The sequence below is a fragment of the Bradyrhizobium sp. CSA112 genome (assembly GCF_029051645.1).
Taxonomy (GTDB): Bacteria; Pseudomonadota; Alphaproteobacteria; order Rhizobiales; family Xanthobacteraceae; genus Bradyrhizobium.
In genome coordinates, this window is sequence record NZ_JAACFS010000001.1 from 857012 (window position 1) to 874383 (window position 17372).

At 63.9% G+C, this 17372-nt stretch carries 17 protein-coding genes; 9 read left to right on the plus strand and 8 right to left on the minus strand.

Features of this window, described 5'->3' with window-relative positions; genetic code table 11:
* Nucleotides 1-13 precede the first annotated feature (13 nt).
* The 5 genes from GWE18_RS04265 to GWE18_RS04285 all read left to right on the plus strand — a co-directional run bounded on the left by GWE18_RS04265 (nucleotide 14) and on the right by GWE18_RS04285 (nucleotide 4468).
* Nucleotides 14-571, plus strand: a complete 558-nt coding sequence (locus GWE18_RS04265) for a TetR/AcrR family transcriptional regulator (RefSeq protein ID WP_275184523.1) — start codon at nucleotides 14-16, stop codon at nucleotides 569-571.
* A 68-nt stretch (nucleotides 572-639) separates the two neighbouring features.
* Nucleotides 640-1242, plus strand: a complete 603-nt coding sequence (locus tag GWE18_RS04270) for a hypothetical protein (protein WP_275184524.1) — start codon at nucleotides 640-642, stop codon at nucleotides 1240-1242.
* Nucleotides 1243-1453: 211 nt separating this feature from the next.
* Nucleotides 1454-2038, plus strand: a complete 585-nt coding sequence (locus GWE18_RS04275; protein ID WP_275184525.1) for an NnrU family protein — start codon at nucleotides 1454-1456, stop codon at nucleotides 2036-2038.
* Nucleotide 2039: 1 nt separating this feature from the next.
* A complete protein-coding gene (gene panB, locus GWE18_RS04280; protein ID WP_275184526.1) occupies nucleotides 2040-2861 on the plus strand; it encodes a 3-methyl-2-oxobutanoate hydroxymethyltransferase in 822 nt (273 codons plus the stop codon).
* Nucleotides 2862-2872: 11 nt separating this feature from the next.
* Nucleotides 2873-4468, plus strand: a complete 1596-nt coding sequence (locus GWE18_RS04285) for a class I adenylate-forming enzyme family protein (RefSeq protein ID WP_275184527.1) — start codon at nucleotides 2873-2875, stop codon at nucleotides 4466-4468.
* Nucleotides 4469-4499: 31 nt separating this feature from the next.
* On the opposite strand, the gene GWE18_RS04290 is transcribed toward GWE18_RS04285, so the two are convergent.
* Nucleotides 4500-5330, minus strand: a complete 831-nt coding sequence (locus GWE18_RS04290; protein WP_275184528.1) for a hypothetical protein — start codon at nucleotides 5328-5330, stop codon at nucleotides 4500-4502.
* 276 nt (nucleotides 5331-5606) lie between these two features.
* Here GWE18_RS04290 and GWE18_RS04295 point away from each other — a divergent pair, with 276 nt between their 5' ends.
* The 4 genes from GWE18_RS04295 to GWE18_RS04310 are packed head-to-tail and all read left to right on the plus strand — an operon-like array spanning nucleotide 5607 to nucleotide 9480.
* Nucleotides 5607-6260, plus strand: a complete 654-nt coding sequence (locus GWE18_RS04295; protein WP_275184529.1) for a tetratricopeptide repeat protein — start codon at nucleotides 5607-5609, stop codon at nucleotides 6258-6260.
* Between the two features lie 28 nt (nucleotides 6261-6288).
* Nucleotides 6289-6801 (plus strand): hypothetical protein, encoded by a 513-nt coding sequence (locus GWE18_RS04300; RefSeq protein ID WP_275184530.1) that lies wholly within the window; start codon nucleotides 6289-6291, stop codon nucleotides 6799-6801.
* A 55-nt stretch (nucleotides 6802-6856) separates the two neighbouring features.
* Complete coding sequence (gene der, locus GWE18_RS04305) at nucleotides 6857-8242, plus strand: ribosome biogenesis GTPase Der (protein ID WP_275184531.1); 1386 nt, start codon at nucleotides 6857-6859, stop codon at nucleotides 8240-8242.
* Entirely contained in the window at nucleotides 8239-9480 is a 1242-nt protein-coding gene (locus tag GWE18_RS04310) for a TCR/Tet family MFS transporter (RefSeq protein ID WP_275184532.1), read from the plus strand. The genes der and GWE18_RS04310 overlap by 4 nt, the downstream gene beginning before the upstream one ends.
* A gap of 82 nt (nucleotides 9481-9562) precedes the next feature.
* Here the strand turns inward: GWE18_RS04310 and GWE18_RS04315 are convergent, their stop codons facing one another.
* The 7 genes from GWE18_RS04315 to GWE18_RS04345 all read right to left on the minus strand — a co-directional run bounded on the left by GWE18_RS04315 (nucleotide 9563) and on the right by GWE18_RS04345 (nucleotide 17334).
* Nucleotides 9563-10801: an ABC transporter substrate-binding protein gene (locus tag GWE18_RS04315; protein ID WP_275184533.1), complete on the minus strand. Its 1239-nt coding sequence runs from the start codon at nucleotides 10799-10801 to the stop codon at nucleotides 9563-9565.
* A gap of 297 nt (nucleotides 10802-11098) precedes the next feature.
* Complete coding sequence (locus GWE18_RS04320; RefSeq protein WP_275184534.1) at nucleotides 11099-11839, minus strand: SDR family oxidoreductase; 741 nt, start codon at nucleotides 11837-11839, stop codon at nucleotides 11099-11101.
* Nucleotides 11840-11985: 146 nt separating this feature from the next.
* Complete coding sequence (gene purF, locus GWE18_RS04325) at nucleotides 11986-13491, minus strand: amidophosphoribosyltransferase (protein ID WP_275184673.1); 1506 nt, start codon at nucleotides 13489-13491, stop codon at nucleotides 11986-11988.
* 31 nt (nucleotides 13492-13522) lie between these two features.
* Nucleotides 13523-14152 (minus strand): CvpA family protein, encoded by a 630-nt coding sequence (locus tag GWE18_RS04330; RefSeq protein ID WP_057851478.1) that lies wholly within the window; start codon nucleotides 14150-14152, stop codon nucleotides 13523-13525.
* Between the two features lie 164 nt (nucleotides 14153-14316).
* Nucleotides 14317-15780 carry a DNA repair protein RadA gene (gene radA, locus GWE18_RS04335; RefSeq protein ID WP_275184535.1) on the minus strand — a complete coding sequence of 488 codons (1464 nt, stop codon included), beginning with the start codon at nucleotides 15778-15780 and terminating at the stop codon, nucleotides 14317-14319.
* Between the two features lie 124 nt (nucleotides 15781-15904).
* Entirely contained in the window at nucleotides 15905-16708 is an 804-nt protein-coding gene (locus GWE18_RS04340) for an anti-sigma factor (RefSeq protein WP_275184536.1), read from the minus strand.
* Complete coding sequence (locus GWE18_RS04345) at nucleotides 16705-17334, minus strand: sigma-70 family RNA polymerase sigma factor (RefSeq protein WP_275184537.1); 630 nt, start codon at nucleotides 17332-17334, stop codon at nucleotides 16705-16707. The genes GWE18_RS04340 and GWE18_RS04345 overlap by 4 nt, the downstream gene beginning before the upstream one ends.
* Nucleotides 17335-17372 lie beyond the last annotated feature (38 nt).

Here is a 17372-nt window from a genome sequence, read left to right on the forward strand (position 1 = left end):
GTATGAAGGAGACATGACCGCAAAGCCGCGCCGGGCGACCTATCGCCATGGCAATCTGAAATCCGCCGCGCTGAAGGCCGCCACCCGTCTGGTGGCCACGTCCGGCCATGAGCAGTTGAGCCTGCGCGAGGTCGCCGATGCCGTCGGCGTCGCGCATCGTTCGCTGTACAATCATTTCGCCGACCGGGAGGCGCTCTTGGATGCGGTCGCGACCGAGGCCTACACGCGGCTTGCCGCGATCCTGGTCAAGGCGGAGACGCCGGAGGACTACACCGCGAAATATGTCCGCTTCGCGCTCGCCAACCGCGCGCTGTACGCCCTGATGACGAGCCGCCCGCACGCCACGATGAAGCACAATCCGCCGCTGCAGGCCGCGGTTCATAAGGTCATCGCCCAGGCCATGCGGATATTCTGTCAGGATATCGAGAGCCCGGCCGAGCGTCGCCGCGCGGTGATGAAGGTCTACATTACGCTCTATGGCGGCATCTCGCTCTATACGGCCGGCGTCCTCGACCAGCCCAGCGAGAAGGCCCTGATTGCGGAACTGTCCGCCATGAACGCAGGGATGTGAACGCTATCGGCCTTGATAGCGCCTGCAGCACGCATCAGCTTAGTGGGGGTCGCCCAAGGACACGCTGCATGTTTCGATTAGCCGTCGTCTGCCTGATCGGCCTGTTCGTCGGGATAGGCGCTGCCGATGCCCAGCGGCGGCGTCAGATCGATGCCACGCCGTTTTCACATGCGCCTTGCAGCGTGCTCGACGGCCAGCCGTGCACGCCGTCGTATTGCAGCGTGTTCAACGATGGTCCGTGCATTCCCGAGATCGACTATCCGTACGGCCAGAACCTGCAACTCACGATCGAAACCGTGCCGCCGCAGGATCAGGCCGCGAAATACCGCAAGCCCGACCGCGATCTCGATACGATCGGCGACCTGTTTTCCGCGCTACGGTCCTGCTGGTCGCCGCCACCGTCCGATATCGCGCGCGGGGGCATGCAGATGTCGGTTCGTTTCAGCTTCAAGCGCTCGGGCGAGATCATCGCCGCGCCGCGCGTGACCTATGCCACGGCCGGCGTTCCGGCCGAAACCCGCGCTGCATATCTGAAAGCGATCAACTCCTCGCTCACGGCCTGCATGCCGCTCAAATTCACGGCCGGATTGGGCGGCGCACTTGCCGGGCGGCCGATTGCGATCCGCTACGTCGACAACCGCGATTTGGGAAAGCAGGCGGAGAAACCATAGTAGAGCACGTCATTCCGGGGCGATGCGGAAGCATCGAACTACGATGTGCAATTGCACATCGGAGAATCTCGAGATTTCCACACCCGAGGTCTGGTCTTTCGGACCATCCCGGAATGACGTCACATCAGGCGCATTATGGCACGTTGCAGTCGGAGCCCCTAAAGTGATACGCGGGTAATACGGAAAATCAGCCGCGCAGCGGGAGGACGTCATGGGACTGCTGGTGTTGATCCTAGGCCTGATCCTGTTCTTCGGCGTCCACACGCTTACTATCCAGCGCAAGCTGCGCGCGCAGGTCATCGCCGCGACGGGTGAGGGCGGCTACAAGATCGGCTATGCGCTGGCCTCGTTCGCAGGGCTGGCGCTGATCATCTGGGGCTTTGCCCAATATCGTGCGACGGGGATGCGGCCAATTTGGGATCCACCGACCTTCCTCAAGCACATCGCGGTCGCGCTGATGCTGCCCGCGGTGATCATGGTAGTCGCTTCCTACATCCGGGGCCGGATCTATACGACGCTGAAGCATCCGATGCTGGCGGGTATCAAGCTGTGGGCTGCGACGCATCTGCTCGCCAACGGCGATCTCGGCTCGATCATCCTGTTCGGCTCGTTTCTCGCATGGGCGGTATATGACCGCATTTCGCTGAAATATCGTACCGACGCCGGCGCGCCGCCGATTCCCGTCGGTGGTCCCGGCAACGATCTGATCGCGATCGCGGTCGGTCTCGTCGCCTATCTGGCGCTTGCATTCGCGTTCCATCCGGTCGTGATCGGCGTCCCCGTGGTTGGAGCCTAATATGTCCGTGCAATCTGCCATCAAGCGCAAGACGGCGCCGGATATCCGTGCGCGGAAGAACGGCGAGCCGATCGTGATGCTGACGTCCTACCATGCGCATACCGCGGCGCTGGTGGACCGTTACTGCGACGTCATTCTGGTCGGCGATTCCCTCGGCAATGTCATGCATGGTTTCGAGACCACCGTGCCGGTAACACTCGACATGATGATCCTGCAGGGACATGCGGTGATGCGGGGTTCGAAGCACGCCCTGGTCGTGGTGGATATGCCGTTCGGCTCCTATGAGGCCTCGAAGGAGCAGGCGTTTCATTCCGCGGTGCGGATATTGAAGGAAACCCATTGCGGCGCGGTGAAGCTCGAAGGCGGTGCGCGGATGGCGGAGACCGTGGCGTTCCTGTCCGAGCGCGGCGTGCCGGTCATGGGCCATATCGGGTTGACGCCGCAATCGATCAACACGCTCGGCTCGTTCCGCGCGCAGGGCCGCGATGAGGGCAGTTGGGATCCGATTCTGAAGGATGCCCAGGCGATCTCGGATGCCGGAGCGTTCTCGGTCGTGATCGAGGCGGTCGCCGAGCCGCTGGCGCGAAAGATCACCGAGACCATCGCCATTCCGACCATCGGCATCGGCGCGAGCGCGGCCTGTGACGGGCAGGTGCTGGTGCTGGAGGACATGCTGGGCCTGTCGCCGCGGACGCCGAAATTCGTTCGTCGCTACGGCAATCTCGGCCCGGCGATCGAAGCGGCGATTGAGGGCTACGCCAGCGACGTGCGCTCGCGCGCTTTCCCTGGACCCGAACACGTCTACGAGATGAAGAAGAGCTGACGAGGCGCGCCATGGACTGGTCGCAGCACTCCATTCCGGCGATGCGGCTCGAACCGCGCTTCGGCGATCGTATCATTCCGGCGTTCTGCGAACGGCCCAAGAGTATCCCGGCGATGGTGGCCGAAGCGGTGGCACGAAGCCCGGACGGCGAGGCGCTGGTCTGCGGCACCACGCGAATGACATGGCGCGACGTCGCGCAACAATCGGCGCAAATCGCAGCGGGGCTTCAGAAACTCGGCCTGCAGCGCGGCGACCGTGTCGCGCTGCTGCTCGGCAACCGGATCGAATTCGTACTGACGATGCTGGGCGCGGCGCATGCCGGGCTGGTGACGGTGCTGCTTTCGACCCGCCAGCAAAAGCCTGAGATCGCCTATGTGCTGACCGATTGCGGCGCGCGGCTCCTGATCCACGAGGCCACGCTGGCCGACCACGTGCCCGATGCGGCTGACATTCCTGAAGTCACGCACCGGATCGCCATCGATGATGATCCGCGGCTCTCGCGCTTTTCCGATCTGGCCGACAACGCGCCGCTGGCGGCGCCGGTCGAGGTCGGCGAAGAAGACACCGCCATGATCCTCTACACCTCGGGCACCACGGGGCGGCCGAAAGGCGCGATGTTGGCCCATTGCACCATCATTCATTCGGCCATGGTATTCGTGTCGTGCCTGAAGCTCACAGCCGCGGATCGATCGATTGCCGCGGTGCCGCTCGGGCACGTCACCGGCGTGGTCGCCAACATCATGACCATGGTCCGTTGCGCCGGCGCTCTGATCATCATGGCGGAGTTCAAGGCGGCGGAATATTTGAAGATGGCGGCGCGCGAGCGGGTCACCTACACCGTGATGGTGCCGGCGATGTACAATCTCTGCCTGCTGCAGCCGGATTTCGATAGCTACGATCTGTCGAGTTGGCGGATCGGCGGCTTTGGCGGCGCGCCGATGCCGATCGCCACGATCGAACGGCTGGATGCCAAGATTCCCGGCCTGAAGCTGATGAATTGCTACGGCGCGACCGAGACCACGTCGCCGTCGACCATGATGCCGGGCGAATTGACCGCCAGCCATATCGACAGTGTCGGCTTGCCCTGTCCCGGCGCGCAGATCATCGTGGTGGATGCCGAGGGCCGCGAATTGCCGCGCGGCGAGATCGGCGAAATCTGGATTCATGGCGGATCCGTCATCAAGGGATATTGGAACAATCCGAAGGCGACGGCGGAGAGCTTTACGGCCGGCTTCTGGCATTCCGGCGATCTCGGCTCGATCGACCAAGAGAATTTCGTTCGCGTGTTCGACCGGCAGAAGGACATGATCAACCGCGGGGGCTTGAAGATCTATTCAGCCGAGGTCGAGTCAGTGCTCGCGGGCCATCCTGATGTGGTGGAGAGCGCGATCATCCCCAAGCCGTGCCCGGTGCTGGGCGAGCGCGTGCACGCGGTCGTCGTAACGCGGAATGCCGTCAACGTCGAGGTGCTGCGCGCCTGGTGCGCCGAACGGCTGTCCGATTACAAGGTGCCGGAAACCATGGACGTACGGACGGACCCGTTGCCGCGCAACGCCAATGGCAAGGTGATGAAGCGGCAGCTCCGCGAGGCGCTCGCCGCGGCCTGAGCGGCGGCGCCGGGCTTGCGCCAAGCGGCAGCTAGAGCTTCGGAGCGCTGCCCTTCGGCATCGCGCCCTCGTTCTGCCCGGCGGCGAGCGCCGCACTGTCGATCGCGGCGGCGCTGACGAGTTGCTTGACGTCCAGCAGGGTGAATTGCGCGATGCCGACGCGGTCGGCCGCCGTGCCCGGAACGAGCTGCACGCTCAACACGCCATCGCAATTCGCGCCCTTGGCCTCGGCCAGCATGGTGCTCGGCTCCTTGGCTTTGGACTGCGCGCGCTTGACGACCGCTACGCAACTGCCGCGGACGGTGTCGCCGTTGAGCTTGACAGCGGCCCTCGGGTCAAGCGGCTTGTCGATGGCTTCCAGCGCGGTCGCTTGCTTGTACTTGCCACCGACGGACATGATCGAGCCCTTGCGGTAGATGTAATACAGGTGCTGGTCGCCGACGATGGTGGGCACGCCGTATTTGCCCATGACTTCCTTGATCATGTCCGCCTTCGACGGCTGCTGGTCCGGCGCGAAGGTGAGGTTGCGCGCCACGAAATAGGCGCGGTTGGCGCTCGCGGGCGAGGAGAAGCTGGTCGAGAGCATCTCGCCGTTCTGTTTCGAACCGGCAGGGAGGCTGAAACTCAGCGCAGCGACGTAGCTGGCGCCGCCGTTGCCGAATTTCTGCTGCTGGATGTCGGTCTTGGTGTCGGTACGGCTCTTGAACAGGGAATCAAAGATGGCGCGCGCGGATTCGGCATTCGATTCGGTCGAGATACCCAAAATGTCCGGGCGCAGTTTTCCCGAGAATGCCGTCTCGGGCGCCTTCGGCTTGATGTCGTCGGCCAGCGACGCTGCTGTGGACAGGGATGCCAGTCCCATGGCGAGCATCAAGACAAGCGCGTGGCGAAGCATGAAACACCTGAAAAATCGGGTAAGAGTAGGTCAATAACAGCGGGCGGATTACGCCAAACTTTGAACCGCGATGTCAACATTGTCAGCCGGTTTCGGAGGTGGGTCGGAGCCGCTGTTAACGCTTTGATCCACCTCGCTTTGCCTTGCCACCGCCATATCGATAGGCTACGTCGCGCCATGCGGGGATCGGGCGTGCGATACTGCCGTCCAAGTCGCGGTTCCTCGGGGATGGGATATCGTTAAGTGTCTGAATTATTTGATGAAGTAGACGAGGAGGTCCGTCGCGATCAGCTCAGAAAGCTGTGGGACCGATATTCGCTCTACATCATTGCCGGCGTGATTTTGATCATCGCCGCCGTGGGCGGCTGGCGTGGCTACCAATATCTGGAGGCCAAGAAGGCGGCCGAGGCGGGCGCTGCGTTCGACAGGGCTGTGGAGCTTGCGGAATCGAGCAAGCATACGGAGGCCGAAGCGGCCTTTGCCGATCTGGCCGCGAAGGCGCCGTTCGGATATCGCGTGCTGTCGCGGTTGCGTCTGGCGGCGGAGGTCGCCCATCGCGACGTGCAGGCCGCCGCAAAAATGTTCGATGAGATCGCCGCCGACCGCAGCGTCGGCGTTGCCCAGCAGGATTTGGCGCGGATTCGCGCCGCCCAGTTGCTGTTGGAAAGCACCAGCTATCCCAACATGAAAGAGCGCCTCGAAGCCGCCGCTGCGCCGGGCGCCACCTTTCGCCATACCGCGCGCGAATTGCTGGCGCTGTCGGCCTGGCGCGCCAATGATGCCGCCGCGGCGCGGCAATGGCTGGACCTGATCGCCAATGACGGCGAAACGCCTCCGAGCCTGCGCTCGCGTGCCGAAGCGCTGCAGGCCTTGCTGCCGCCGGTCGCCAAGAGCTGATACCAGCAAAACGAGTTGGGAAACCAATATGCGCCGCCCGCAACGTTTGATCGCCGCCACCGTCCTCATCGCGCTTTCGGGCGCGCTGGCAGGCTGTGGCAGCATGGGCGGTTTCGATCCGAGCGACCTGCTCGACTTCCTCGATACCAAGAAGAAGCTGCCCGGTGAGCGCAAGCCGGTGTTCCCCGAAGGCGTGCCGGGCCTCGAGCAGGGCGTGCCAAAGGATCTCTATAAGGGCGCTCGTCAGCAGGTCGATGATCCGAACGCGCAGGCTGCAGCTCCTCCGCCGGAAGAACCGAAATCGAAGCGTGGCACGAAAGCCAAGGGCAAACAGGCCGCCGCCTCCGCCGCTGCGGACCCCGACGCCGCACCCGAGGAAGACGGCAGCACCGCCGCTGCGCCGCCGGCGCCCAAGCCGGCCAAGATCGTGCGCAAGCGCACCACTGCGCCGCCACCGGATCAATCGTCGGCGCCGGCGCAATCTTCGCAATCGGCCTCGCCTTTCCCGGCGCCGGTGCCGAGCGGTACTTTCACGCGTTGATTTGCTCTTTTCATTCGATTGACACGCCCTTCAAAAAGGGGCGTTTGGATCATTTATGTCCTTTACGATCGCCATCATCGGCCGCCCCAATGTCGGTAAGTCGACGCTGTTCAACCGACTGGTCGGGCAGAAGCTCGCGCTGGTGGATGACGAGCCCGGCGTCACCCGCGATCGCCGTGAGGGCAGTGCGCGTCTCGGCGATCTAGAATTCACCGTGATCGACACCGCCGGCCTCGACGAGGGCGCCAAGGGCTCGCTCACAGCGCGGATGCAGGAGCAGACCGAAACCGCGATCGGCCTGGCCGATGCGCTGATGTTCGTGATTGACGCGCGCGCTGGGCTAACGCCGAACGATCGCGCCTTTGCCGATTTCGCGCGCCGCGCCGACAAGCCGGTGGTGCTGGTCGCCAACAAGAGCGAGGGCAAGCACGGCGAAATCGGCGCGATGGAATCCTACGCGCTGGGCCTCGGCGACCCCATCCAGATTTCGGCTGAGCACGGCGAGGGCATGAGCGATCTCTACGACGCGCTACGGGTGCTGATGCCGGAGCCGGTCGAAGAGCCCGAAGAGTTCGACGATGACGACGTCATCGTGTCCGACGAGGAACTCGCGCAACGTCCGATTCGTGTCGCCATCGTCGGCCGTCCCAATGCGGGAAAATCGACGCTGATCAATCATCTGCTCGGCGAGGAACGGCTGCTGACCAGCGCCGAGGCCGGCACGACGCGCGATTCCATTTCGGTGGAGATCACCTGGCAGGGACGCGATTTCCGCGTGTTCGACACCGCAGGCCTGCGTCGGCGCTCGCGGATCGAGGAGAAGCTGGAGAAACTGTCGGTGGCGGACGCGCTGCGCGCGATACGCTTTGCCGAAGTCGTGGTGATGATGATGGATGCGCAGAACCGGTTCGAGGAGCAGGACCTGCGCATTGCCGATCTGATCGAGCGCGAAGGGCGGGCGATCGTGCTCGCCGTCAACAAGTGGGATCTGATGGAGCGCAAGCCTCATTTGATTTCGGCGCTGCGCAGCGATGCCGATCACTGGCTGCCGCAGGTTAAGGGCGCCCCCATTGTTGCGGTGTCCGGCCTGATGGGCGAGGGCATCGACCGCCTGATGACCGCGATCCAGGACGCCTATGCCGTGTGGAACAAGCGCGTGCCCACGGCCGCGCTCAATCGCTGGTTCGAACAGGCGGTCGATGCCAACCCGCCGCCCGCGGTGTCGGGCCGCCGGCTGAAGCTGAACTACATCACGCAAACAAAGGGACGTCCGCCGAGTTTCGTGCTGTTCTGCTCGCGCGCGGATGCCGTGCCGCAATCCTATCTGCGCTATCTCACCAACAGCCTGCGCGAGGCCTTCGACCTGCCGGGCACGCCGATCCGGATTACGCTGCGCGAGAAGGCCAATCCGTTCGCCCACAAGCGCAAGCGGCCGTCATGAGCGAACAGGCGTCCACCGCTGTTGCCGACGACAAGCCGCCGGTGCGCAGCGGCGCGGCGGCCTTCATCTTCGTCACCATCCTGCTCGACATGCTTGCGCTCGGTCTGATCCTGCCGATCCTGCCCAAGCTCGTGGAAAGTTTTGTCGACAACGATACTGCGACCGCCGCACGCATCTTCGGCCTGTTCGGCACCGCCTGGGCGCTGATGCAGTTCCTGTTCTCGCCGATCCTCGGCGCGCTCTCGGACCGCTTCGGCCGGCGGCCGGTGGTGCTGCTGTCGAATTTCGGGCTGGCGCTGGATTACGTGTTGATGGCGCTGGCGCCGTCGCTGACCTGGCTGTTCATCGGGCGGGTGATCTCAGGCATCACCTCGGCGAGTATCTCGACCGCTTTTGCCTATATCGCCGACGTGACGCCGCCGGAACGGCGCGCCGCGGTGTTCGGCAAGATCGGCGCGGCCTTCGGCGCCGGATTCATTCTCGGCCCCGCGATCGGCGGCCTGCTCGGCGGCATGGACCCGCGCCTGCCGTTCTGGGTCGCAGCAGGCTTGAGCTTTGCGAATACGCTCTACGGCTGGCTGATTCTCCCCGAGTCGCTGCCGCTGGAACGCCGCGCACCGTTCCACTGGAAAAGCGCCAGCCCGCTCGGTGCGCTGCATCTGTTGCGCTCGAACCGGATTCTCGCCGGCCTGTCGCTGGCGAATTTCTTCGGGCAGGTCGCGCATGTGGTGCTGCCGTCGACCTTCGTGCTCTACGCTACTTACCGCTACGGCTGGGATACGACGACGGTAGGGCTCACGCTGGCCTTGGTCGGCGTCTGCGCGATGGTGGTGCAGGGCGCGGGCGTCGGGCCGATCGTCAAGCGCCTCGGCGAGCGCCGGGCGCTATTGCTCGGACTCGCCTGCGGTGCGCTGGGATTTTTCATCTATGGCGCGGCCCCAACCGGACCGCTGTTCTGGATCGGCATTCCCGTGATGGCGCTGTGGGGCGTGGCAGGGGCGGCGATCCAGGCACTGACGACGCAGCTCGTCGCACCGGATCAGCAGGGCCAGTTGCAGGGAGCGACCAACAGCGTCAACAGCATCGCGCAGATGGCGGGACCGTTTCTGTTTACGCTGACATTTGCCTATTCGATCAGCGACCAGGCGCCTGTCAAAATGCCGGGCGCACCGTTCATGCTGGCGGCGGCACTGTTGGGAGCGGCGCTGGTGATCGCCTGGCGCACGCTCAAAAAGTAGGGTGGGTTAGCCGAAGGCGTAACCCACCGATCGCTTGCGTGAAAAGAGGTGGGTTACGCTTCGCTAACCCACCCTACAATTCTTATTTCCTCACCAGCGGACACTCGCTGGCTTCGAGCGGCTTGGCGGCGTCTTCCGCCGAGATCGTGGCGATCTGCCTGTAGTAATCCCACGGGCCCTTCGACTCTTCCGGCTTCTTCACTTCGAACAGATAGGCCGGAATGAGACGGCGGCCGTCGGCGCGCAGCGGGCCCTTGCCGAACAGCGGATCGTCGGTCGGTAGTTCCTTCATCTTGGCGACGACCTTGGCGCCGTCGTGCGGATTGCCTCCCATCGTGTCGAGCGTCTTGAGATAGTGCAGCACCACTGCATAAACCCCGGCCACCGTCATCGAGGGCATCGTGCCTTTCGGTGATACTTTCTGGAAGCGCTTGGACCATTCGCGCGTCTTGTCGTTCAGGTCCCAGTAAAACGATTCCGTGAAGGTCAGACCTTGCGCGGTCTTCAAGCCCAACGAGTGAACGTCGTTAATGAAGAGCAGGAGCGCCGCAAGCTTCTGACCGCCCGCAACGATGCCGAATTCGGACGCCTGCTTGATCGCATTGGTGGTGTCGCCGCCAGCGTTGGCAAGGCCAACCACCTTTGCCTTCGAGGACTGCGCTTGCAACAGGAACGACGAGAAGTCCGACGTATTCAGCGGGTGCCTGACGCCGCCCAGCACCTTGCCGCCGCTGGCGGTGACGACCGCCGAGGTGTCGCGTTCCAGCGCATGTCCGAACGCGTAGTCTGCGGTCAGGAAGTACCAGCTATCGCCACCGGCCTTGGTCAGCGCCTTGCCGGTTCCGTTGGCTAGCATGTAGGTGTCGTAGGTGAAGGAAATCGTGTTCGGCGTGCAGGCCTTGCCGGTGAGATCGGCGGTGGCTGCGCCCGAATTGAGCAGGACGACGTTTTTGTCCTTGACTAGGTTGCTCACCGCGAGCGCGACGCCGGAGTTTGGTGTGTCGGCGATGACGTCGACTTTGTCGTTGTCGATCCACTGCCTGGCGATGTTGACGCCGACGTCGGGCTTGTTCTGGTGATCGCCACTGACCAGATCGATCTTCCAACCCTTGGCGGCGAGGCCGGAATCGTCAATCGCCATCTTCGCTGCAGCCACCGAATTGGGGCCGCCAATGTCGGCATAGAGGCTCGACATATCGTTCAACACGCCGATCTTGACGGTCTTGTCCGAGGTCTTGTCTTGAGCCAATGCTGGCGTCGCGAGGCCGAGTGCGGCAAGTGCCACGGAGGCGGCGAGGCGCCGCGCAATTCCAGTCGTCATGGTATTCCTCCAGAAATGGTTGTTCGCCGGCTCTCTTTTCGGAACCTGCCAGCGGCCCTGCGATAATCCTTCTCGCTGGGACGGGCAATGCACTTATCGTAGCGCCTCCGAGACCAGCTTGAACTTCTGGATCCGGTATCGACTGGTATAATCGTTATCCTTTTCGTAAAACTATTCCTTAGCGAAAGTTCCATCTTTCTTGAATGCGGTTGTTCATGTGGTCGCGGAAGTAGAGCAACCCGTCGTTGGCGATCATCGCGCAATTCATGGGGTTGATGAGCGAAGTCCGCCAGACGCTTACTCCGGCGCGCGGAAGCTCATCAGCGTGCGGGTCTTGTAGTCATAGAGCTTGCCGGTCTCGTTCCAGTCGGGCGCGCACATCGGCACGATAAATTCCGCTGCCTGTTCCGGTGTATCCAACGTCGTCGGATCTTCGCCGGGAAATACGCTGGCGCGCATGCGGGTGCGGATCGGGCCGGGGCTGAACAGGTTGACACGCAGTTTGGTGCTCGCGGTCTCGTTGGCCCAGGAGCGAACCAGCGTGTCCAGCGCGGCCTTCGAGGCTGCGTAGGGGCCCTGATAGGCGTTCGCTTTGCTGGCGGCGCCCGAGGTCACGAACACGGCGCGGCCGGCGTCCGAGACTCTTAGCAGCGGGTCCATGCATCGGATGAGCTGGAAGTTCGCGGTGACGTTGAGCGCCATCACGTCGTTCCACGGCTTCAATTCGATATGCCCTAGCGGCGAAGAAGGACCGGCGACACCGGCATTGCCGACGAGAATGTCGATCTTGCCGTGGCGTTCATGCAGCGCCGCGCCGAGCCGCGCGATGCCGTCGAAATCGGTGAGGTTCAGCGGCACCAGCGTGGCGCTGCCGCCGTCTTTCCGGATCTCGTCATCGAGCTCTTCAAGGCCGCCTTGCGTGCGAGCGACGGCTATGATGTGCGCGCCGGCCTTTGCCAGCGCGAGCGCCGTGGCATAGCCAATGCCGCGTGAGGCGCCGGTGACGAGCGCAATGCGGGAGGCGAGGGGTTTGGTCATGGAACGAAACTCTCTCCACGGTCGTCCCCGCGAACGCGGGGACCCATACGCCGTGAAAGTTATGATGGCAGACGGTGCTTGTCGCTATGGCGTTCGAAAAACGAAGGCCTGTGGTTATGGGTCCCTGCGTTCGCAGGGACGACAAATCAGCTTGCCTCCGCCAGCAGCGACAATTGCCGGGGCTGCGGTTCGACCTGAGTCTGGTCGGTGAGGTGCGTCGGATAGGCACCCGTGAAGCAGTGATCCGAGAATTTCGGATTGGCGGGATCGCGCCCCGGTTCGCCCATCGCGCGGTACAAGCCGTCGATCGACAGGAACGCCAGCGAATCCGCACCGATGATGTCGCGCATCTCTTCCAGCGAATGGGTGGCAGCGAGAAGTCCGCCGCGGTCCGGCAGGTCGATGCCGTAATAGTCGGGATACAGGATCGGCGGCGAGGCGAGGCGGAAATGCACCTCGCGCGCGCCGGCATCCCGCATCATGCGCACGATCTTTTTCGACGTGGTGCCGCGCACCAGCGAGTCGTCGATCAGGATGATGCGCTTGCCTTCGATAGCGGCACGGTTCGCCGAATGCTTCATGCGCACGCCAAGCTCGCGCACGCTCTGCGTCGGCTGGATGAAGGTACGGCCGACATAGTGGTTACGGATGATGCCGAGTTCGAACGGCACGCCGGAATGCTGGCTGTAACCGACCGCCGCCGGCACGCCGGAATCCGGCACCGGCACCACGACGTCGACCTCGACATGGCTTTCGCGGGCGAGCTGGGCGCCGAAGGCCTTGCGGACCTCATAGACCGAGCGGCCGCCGACGATCGAGTCCGGCCGCGAGAAGTAGATGTACTCGAAGATGCAGGGCCGCGGCGGCTTTGGCGGAAACGGCTTGTGGCTGTGGGCGCCTTCTTCGTCGAACACGACGATCTCGCCGGGCTCGACATCGCGCACATATTTCGCACCGATCATGTCGAGCGCGCAGGTTTCCGAAGTCAGGATCGGACAGCCATCGAGATCGCCGAGTACCAGCGGACGGATGCCGAGCGGATCGCGGGCGCCGACCAGCTTCTTGTTGGTCAGCGACACCAGCGAATAGGCGCCTTCGATCGCGCGCAGCGCTTCGATGAAACGGTCGATGAATCGGCCGCGCTTCGACTGCGCTACCAGATGCAGGATCACTTCGGTGTCGGTGGTCGACTGCATCATGGCGCCGTTCTTCACCAGCTCGCGGCGGAGCGACAGCCCGTTGGTGAGATTGCCGTTGTGGCCGACCGCGAAGCCGCCGGCATTGAGCTCGGCGAACAGCGGTTGCACGTTGCGCAGGATGGTGGCGCCGGTCGTGGAATAGCGGACATGGCCGACCGCCATGATGCCGGGCAGGCGCTCGATCACTTCGCGGCGGGAGAAAGTATCGCCGACGAGGCCGAGGCGGCGTTCGGAGTGGAAGCGGCTGCCGTCAAACGAGACGATGCCGGCGGCTTCCTGGCCGCGATGCTGGAGGGCGTGTAGTCCGAGCGCGGTGATGGCGGCGGCCTCGGGGTGGCCGAATATGCCAAACACGCCGCATTCCTCGCGTAGCGTGTCGCCTTCTAGATCGTCCTGCAACTCGATGCCGGAATTTGGGTCGAGATTGCCGGCGGGATCGGAAGGGTTTTGCATCGCGTCCATCGCCTCTCTTCTTTGGCCAGAATTAGCGGCCCGCGGGTTTCTCGATCAGCTTTTTAAGGCTGTCGCGGGCAGGTTTGCTGTAGCCATCGCCGGACGCAGGAGCTGCCTGCTCGGCGTCAGTTTGCTCGTCTTCCGGTTTATTCTTCTTGAATCTCTTTAAGATGGTGTTCTCGGGGTCATCCGGCAAGAGCGACATTAACCAATCCCCGGTTCCCTGCAGCACCACCCGCGACTTCGCGCCGGTGATCCAGTCCGGCCGCTGCTTGTCAGGGACAAGCCAGCTGAAGAACAGGAAGGCGACCACCACGATCAGGAGGCCGCGGCCGAGGCCAAACAGGAAGCCGAGGGTGCGATCCAGCGCGCCGATCCGGGAATCCAGGATCATGTCGGAAATCCGCACCGTGATGACGGACACCACGACCAAGGTACCGATGAACGTGCCGGCCACCACCACCACAGCCGCGACCGTGTCGTTATTGAAATAAGTCTTGGCGGTCGGCAACAGCTTCGAGAAAGCATAAAGCGTCACCAGCGCCGCCGCGCCCCACGCTGCGATCGACAGGATTTCGCGCATGAAGCCGCGCACCATGGCAAGCAGGCCCGAAATCAGCATCACCGAGAGCAGGACGAGATCAAGTATCGTTATCGGCATCGGCTGGTCAGGTCCGCTCGTAAGTTCTCAAGCAGCGAATCGGCGGGTCAGGGTCACCCCAAGTGAGGGTTAGACGGCGCATCCCGCAAGGCCGGATATCGCGCCATCCCGCCCGCCTTTCGCGCGCGTTGTATAGCGGCGAGGGCGGGGCGCGTCACGCCGCTTTAGCTGTTTTCACGTCGGAATCGCGTCGGTGTGGCATTTTTCTCCGCCGCACCCTCGCGATTGGTGTCCCGGTTGCCTCTGGGATTGCCGCGCGCCGCAATTTCGGCGACCAGGCTGGTAAGCCCGCCGACGCTGTTGAGCACGAGGCCGCCATCGCCGCCGACCTCGCCACGGGCCGATTCGGGCAGAACGGCACGGCCAAACCCGAGTTTGGCGGCCTCTTTCAGCCGCGCCGAGGTCTGCGCCACCGGCCGGACCGCGCCCGATAGCGAAATCTCGCCGAAATAGACCGCATCTGTCGGTAACGGACCATTCACCAACGACGAGACCAGGGCTGCGGCGGCTGCAAGATCGGCCGCCGGTTCCTGGATCCGCAGGCCTCCCGCCACGTTCAGATAGACGTCGTAGCCGGACAGTTTGACCCCGCAATGGGCCTCCAGCACCGCCAGCACCATCGACAGCCGGCTAGGGTCCCAGCCCACAACGGCCCGCCTGGGGGTGCCGAGTGTGGTCGGCGCCACCAACGCCTGCAATTCCACCAGAACCGGTCGGGTGCCTTCGATCCCGGCAAAAACCGCCGTGCCCGGGCTGCCGAGATCTCGTTCAGAAAGGAACAATTCGGAGGGGTTGGAGACCTCGCGAAGGCCGAGGCCCGTCATCTCGAACACGCCGATTTCATCGGTCGGGCCGAAGCGGTTCTTGACCGCGCGCAGGATGCGGAACTGCTGCGAGCCTTCGCCCTCGAACGACAGCACCGCGTCGACCATATGCTCGACGACGCGGGGACCCGCGATCTGGCCGTCCTTGGTCACGTGCCCGACCAGAATGATCGCGGCACCGGATTTCTTGGCGAAACGGATGAGCGCCTGCGCCGAGGCGCGGACCTGCGTCACCGTTCCCGGCGCCGATTCCACCGTGTCGGTCCACATGGTCTGGATCGAATCGATGACGATCAGGCGCGGCACCGCGCCCTCCGACAGGGTCGAGACGATGTCCTCGACCGAGGTTTCGGCGGCGAGCTGTACCGGTGCATCCGCCAATCCCAGCCGTTCGGCGCGCAGCCGCACCTGTGCCACGGCCTCTTCGCCTGAAATGTAGACCGCGCGATGCCCGGCCCGGGCCAGCATGCTGGTCGCCTGTGTCAGCAGCGTCGACTTGCCGATGCCGGGATCACCGCCGACCAAAAGCACCGAGCCACGCACAAATCCGCCGCCGGTGACGCGGTCGAGCTCCGTCATGCCGGAGGACAGGCGCGGGGCGTCGTTGCTCTTGCCGGTGAGGCTCTCCAGGGCAAACGTCCGGCCCTTGCGGCGGGAGCGAATCGAGACCGGCATCGAGGTCGCGCCGGTCGTGTCTTCCTCGCTGAGCGTGTTCCATTCGCCGCAGGAATCGCACTTCCCCTGCCAACGATTATAAGCCGCACCGCAGTTTTGGCAGACGAAGGAGAGGGTGGATTTGGCCATCGAATGTGAGTCGCTGCTTCCTGTCGAGCATCGTGCATAACACGGTTAGGCCCGGAAGCACGAACGCGCAGCGTCGATCGCGGCGACGCCGACCTTAAAAGCGCGCTTCGGTGGGACTGCCTTGTCAGAGAGCGACAGGCATGAGCGAGCCGGTGAACAGGACCGGACCCGACGGCTCCCCTGTCGTCGAGCCGCCCCTTGGCTCCAGGCTGACGGCGAGCGCCGCTTGGGCCAGCGCTTCGGCAGTGGCGTGCGGCAGTACGAAAGCCGTCGTTGTGCCGGGGCGCTCGCTCGGGAAAAGGCCAAGCGAGCGGCGCGTGCCGTCCGGGGACACCAGCCAGACCTCAAGCACATTGCGGTTGAAATCACGGGGCGGCGTGAGGTTGAGCCGCAGCACCAGACGTCCGTCGGCAACGTCGAGATCCGCCGTCATCATCGGACGCTGATCCTTGTCGAGCAGCACCGCCACGTGCGTGGGCGGCGAGGCCACCAGGCCCTTCGTTGTGTCCTCGATGCGTGCAAGCCGCTTGTCGAGCGCCGCAATCTGCTCCGGCGCAAAACTCTGCGGGAGCGAAACGACGTAGAGGAGCAAGGCCGCCGCCGTGGCCGCGGCCAAGGCAGCCGCGCCGCGCCAGAAGCCGACGCTGTCCCACAGCCGATCGAACCGGCCTTCGCGTATCGGTGCTGCCGGTGCACGTGCCAGCGCGATCTGCCGAGCAATCTTGTCCCAGACATGCGCAGCCGGCTCCTCGGCCGGGACCGACTCGGCGAGGGGATTGAGCCTCTGTTCCCAGCGTTCCACGAGATCGCGTAGGTCACGGTCGCCGGACAACAGCCGCTCGAAACGGCGGCGCTCGGCGCCACTCAGCGTGCCGAGTACGTATTCGGCCGCCAGAAGGTCACGCGTTTCCGGATCGACGTAGTTCATCGCTCCAAACACCCCCTGAGCCGGATCAGGCTTCGCCGAACCCAGCTCTTCACGGTGCCGAGTGGCACGCCCACATGGGCTGCCACCTCCTGGTACGTCATACCCTCATAATATATCAGCTTGAGGGTATTGCGCGGTCCCTCCTCGAGTTTGTCAAGGCAGTCCTGCAGGCGGCGGGCATCGGGACTAAGCACCGCCTGATCGGCCGGACGCGATGCCGGGTCCTCGCGGTCCTCAATCGGTGCATCATCGAGTGGCGCCTCGCGCCCGCGCCGTCGTATGACATCGATGCACCGGTTCCGGACGATGCGGGCGAGCCAGGCCATCGCAGCACCGCGACTGGGATCGAAGGTGTGCGCATTGCGCCAAACGAGAACAAAGCAATCCTGTATGATTTCCTCGGCCGTTTCGCGACTCCTGAGAATACGCAGGGCGAGTCCGAATAGCTGCGGTGCCGTTCCCTTATAGAGGCAGTGCAGGGCAGTCTGATCGCCGCTGGCACAGGCCTGCAGCAGGGTCTCGGGACTCTGCGTCGTGTCCGCATCTGGGGCCGCCGGTCGGATGGATCGGCTGATCACCCGCTCATCAGAGCTCGGCACGAAGCTGACCGTCTTGATTTCCGGCATTTCGACTCGTCGGATTCTTCTGCGCGAGGTCACATGCG

Coding starts and splice junctions, on each gene's coding strand:
- GWE18_RS04265 (WP_275184523.1), top strand. CDS start 14: ATGACCGCAAAGCCGCGCCGGGCGACCTATCGCCATGGCAATCTGAAA.
- GWE18_RS04270 (WP_275184524.1), top strand. CDS start 640: ATGTTTCGATTAGCCGTCGTCTGCCTGATCGGCCTGTTCGTCGGGATA.
- GWE18_RS04275 (WP_275184525.1), top strand. CDS start 1,454: ATGGGACTGCTGGTGTTGATCCTAGGCCTGATCCTGTTCTTCGGCGTC.
- panB (WP_275184526.1), top strand. CDS start 2,040: ATGTCCGTGCAATCTGCCATCAAGCGCAAGACGGCGCCGGATATCCGT.
- GWE18_RS04285 (WP_275184527.1), top strand. CDS start 2,873: ATGGACTGGTCGCAGCACTCCATTCCGGCGATGCGGCTCGAACCGCGC.
- GWE18_RS04290 (WP_275184528.1), bottom strand. CDS start 5,330: ATGGGACTGGCATCCCTGTCCACAGCAGCGTCGCTGGCCGACGACATC.
- GWE18_RS04300 (WP_275184530.1), top strand. CDS start 6,289: ATGCGCCGCCCGCAACGTTTGATCGCCGCCACCGTCCTCATCGCGCTT.
- der (WP_275184531.1), top strand. CDS start 6,857: ATGTCCTTTACGATCGCCATCATCGGCCGCCCCAATGTCGGTAAGTCG.
- GWE18_RS04310 (WP_275184532.1), top strand. CDS start 8,239: ATGAGCGAACAGGCGTCCACCGCTGTTGCCGACGACAAGCCGCCGGTG.
- GWE18_RS04315 (WP_275184533.1), bottom strand. CDS start 10,801: ATGACGACTGGAATTGCGCGGCGCCTCGCCGCCTCCGTGGCACTTGCC.
- GWE18_RS04320 (WP_275184534.1), bottom strand. CDS start 11,839: ATGACCAAACCCCTCGCCTCCCGCATTGCGCTCGTCACCGGCGCCTCA.
- purF (WP_275184673.1), bottom strand. CDS start 13,491: ATGCAAAACCCTTCCGATCCCGCCGGCAATCTCGACCCAAATTCCGGC.
- GWE18_RS04330 (WP_057851478.1), bottom strand. CDS start 14,152: ATGCCGATAACGATACTTGATCTCGTCCTGCTCTCGGTGATGCTGATT.
- radA (WP_275184535.1), bottom strand. CDS start 15,780: ATGGCCAAATCCACCCTCTCCTTCGTCTGCCAAAACTGCGGTGCGGCT.
- GWE18_RS04340 (WP_275184536.1), bottom strand. CDS start 16,708: ATGAACTACGTCGATCCGGAAACGCGTGACCTTCTGGCGGCCGAATAC.
- GWE18_RS04345 (WP_275184537.1), bottom strand. CDS start 17,334: ATGCCGGAAATCAAGACGGTCAGCTTCGTGCCGAGCTCTGATGAGCGG.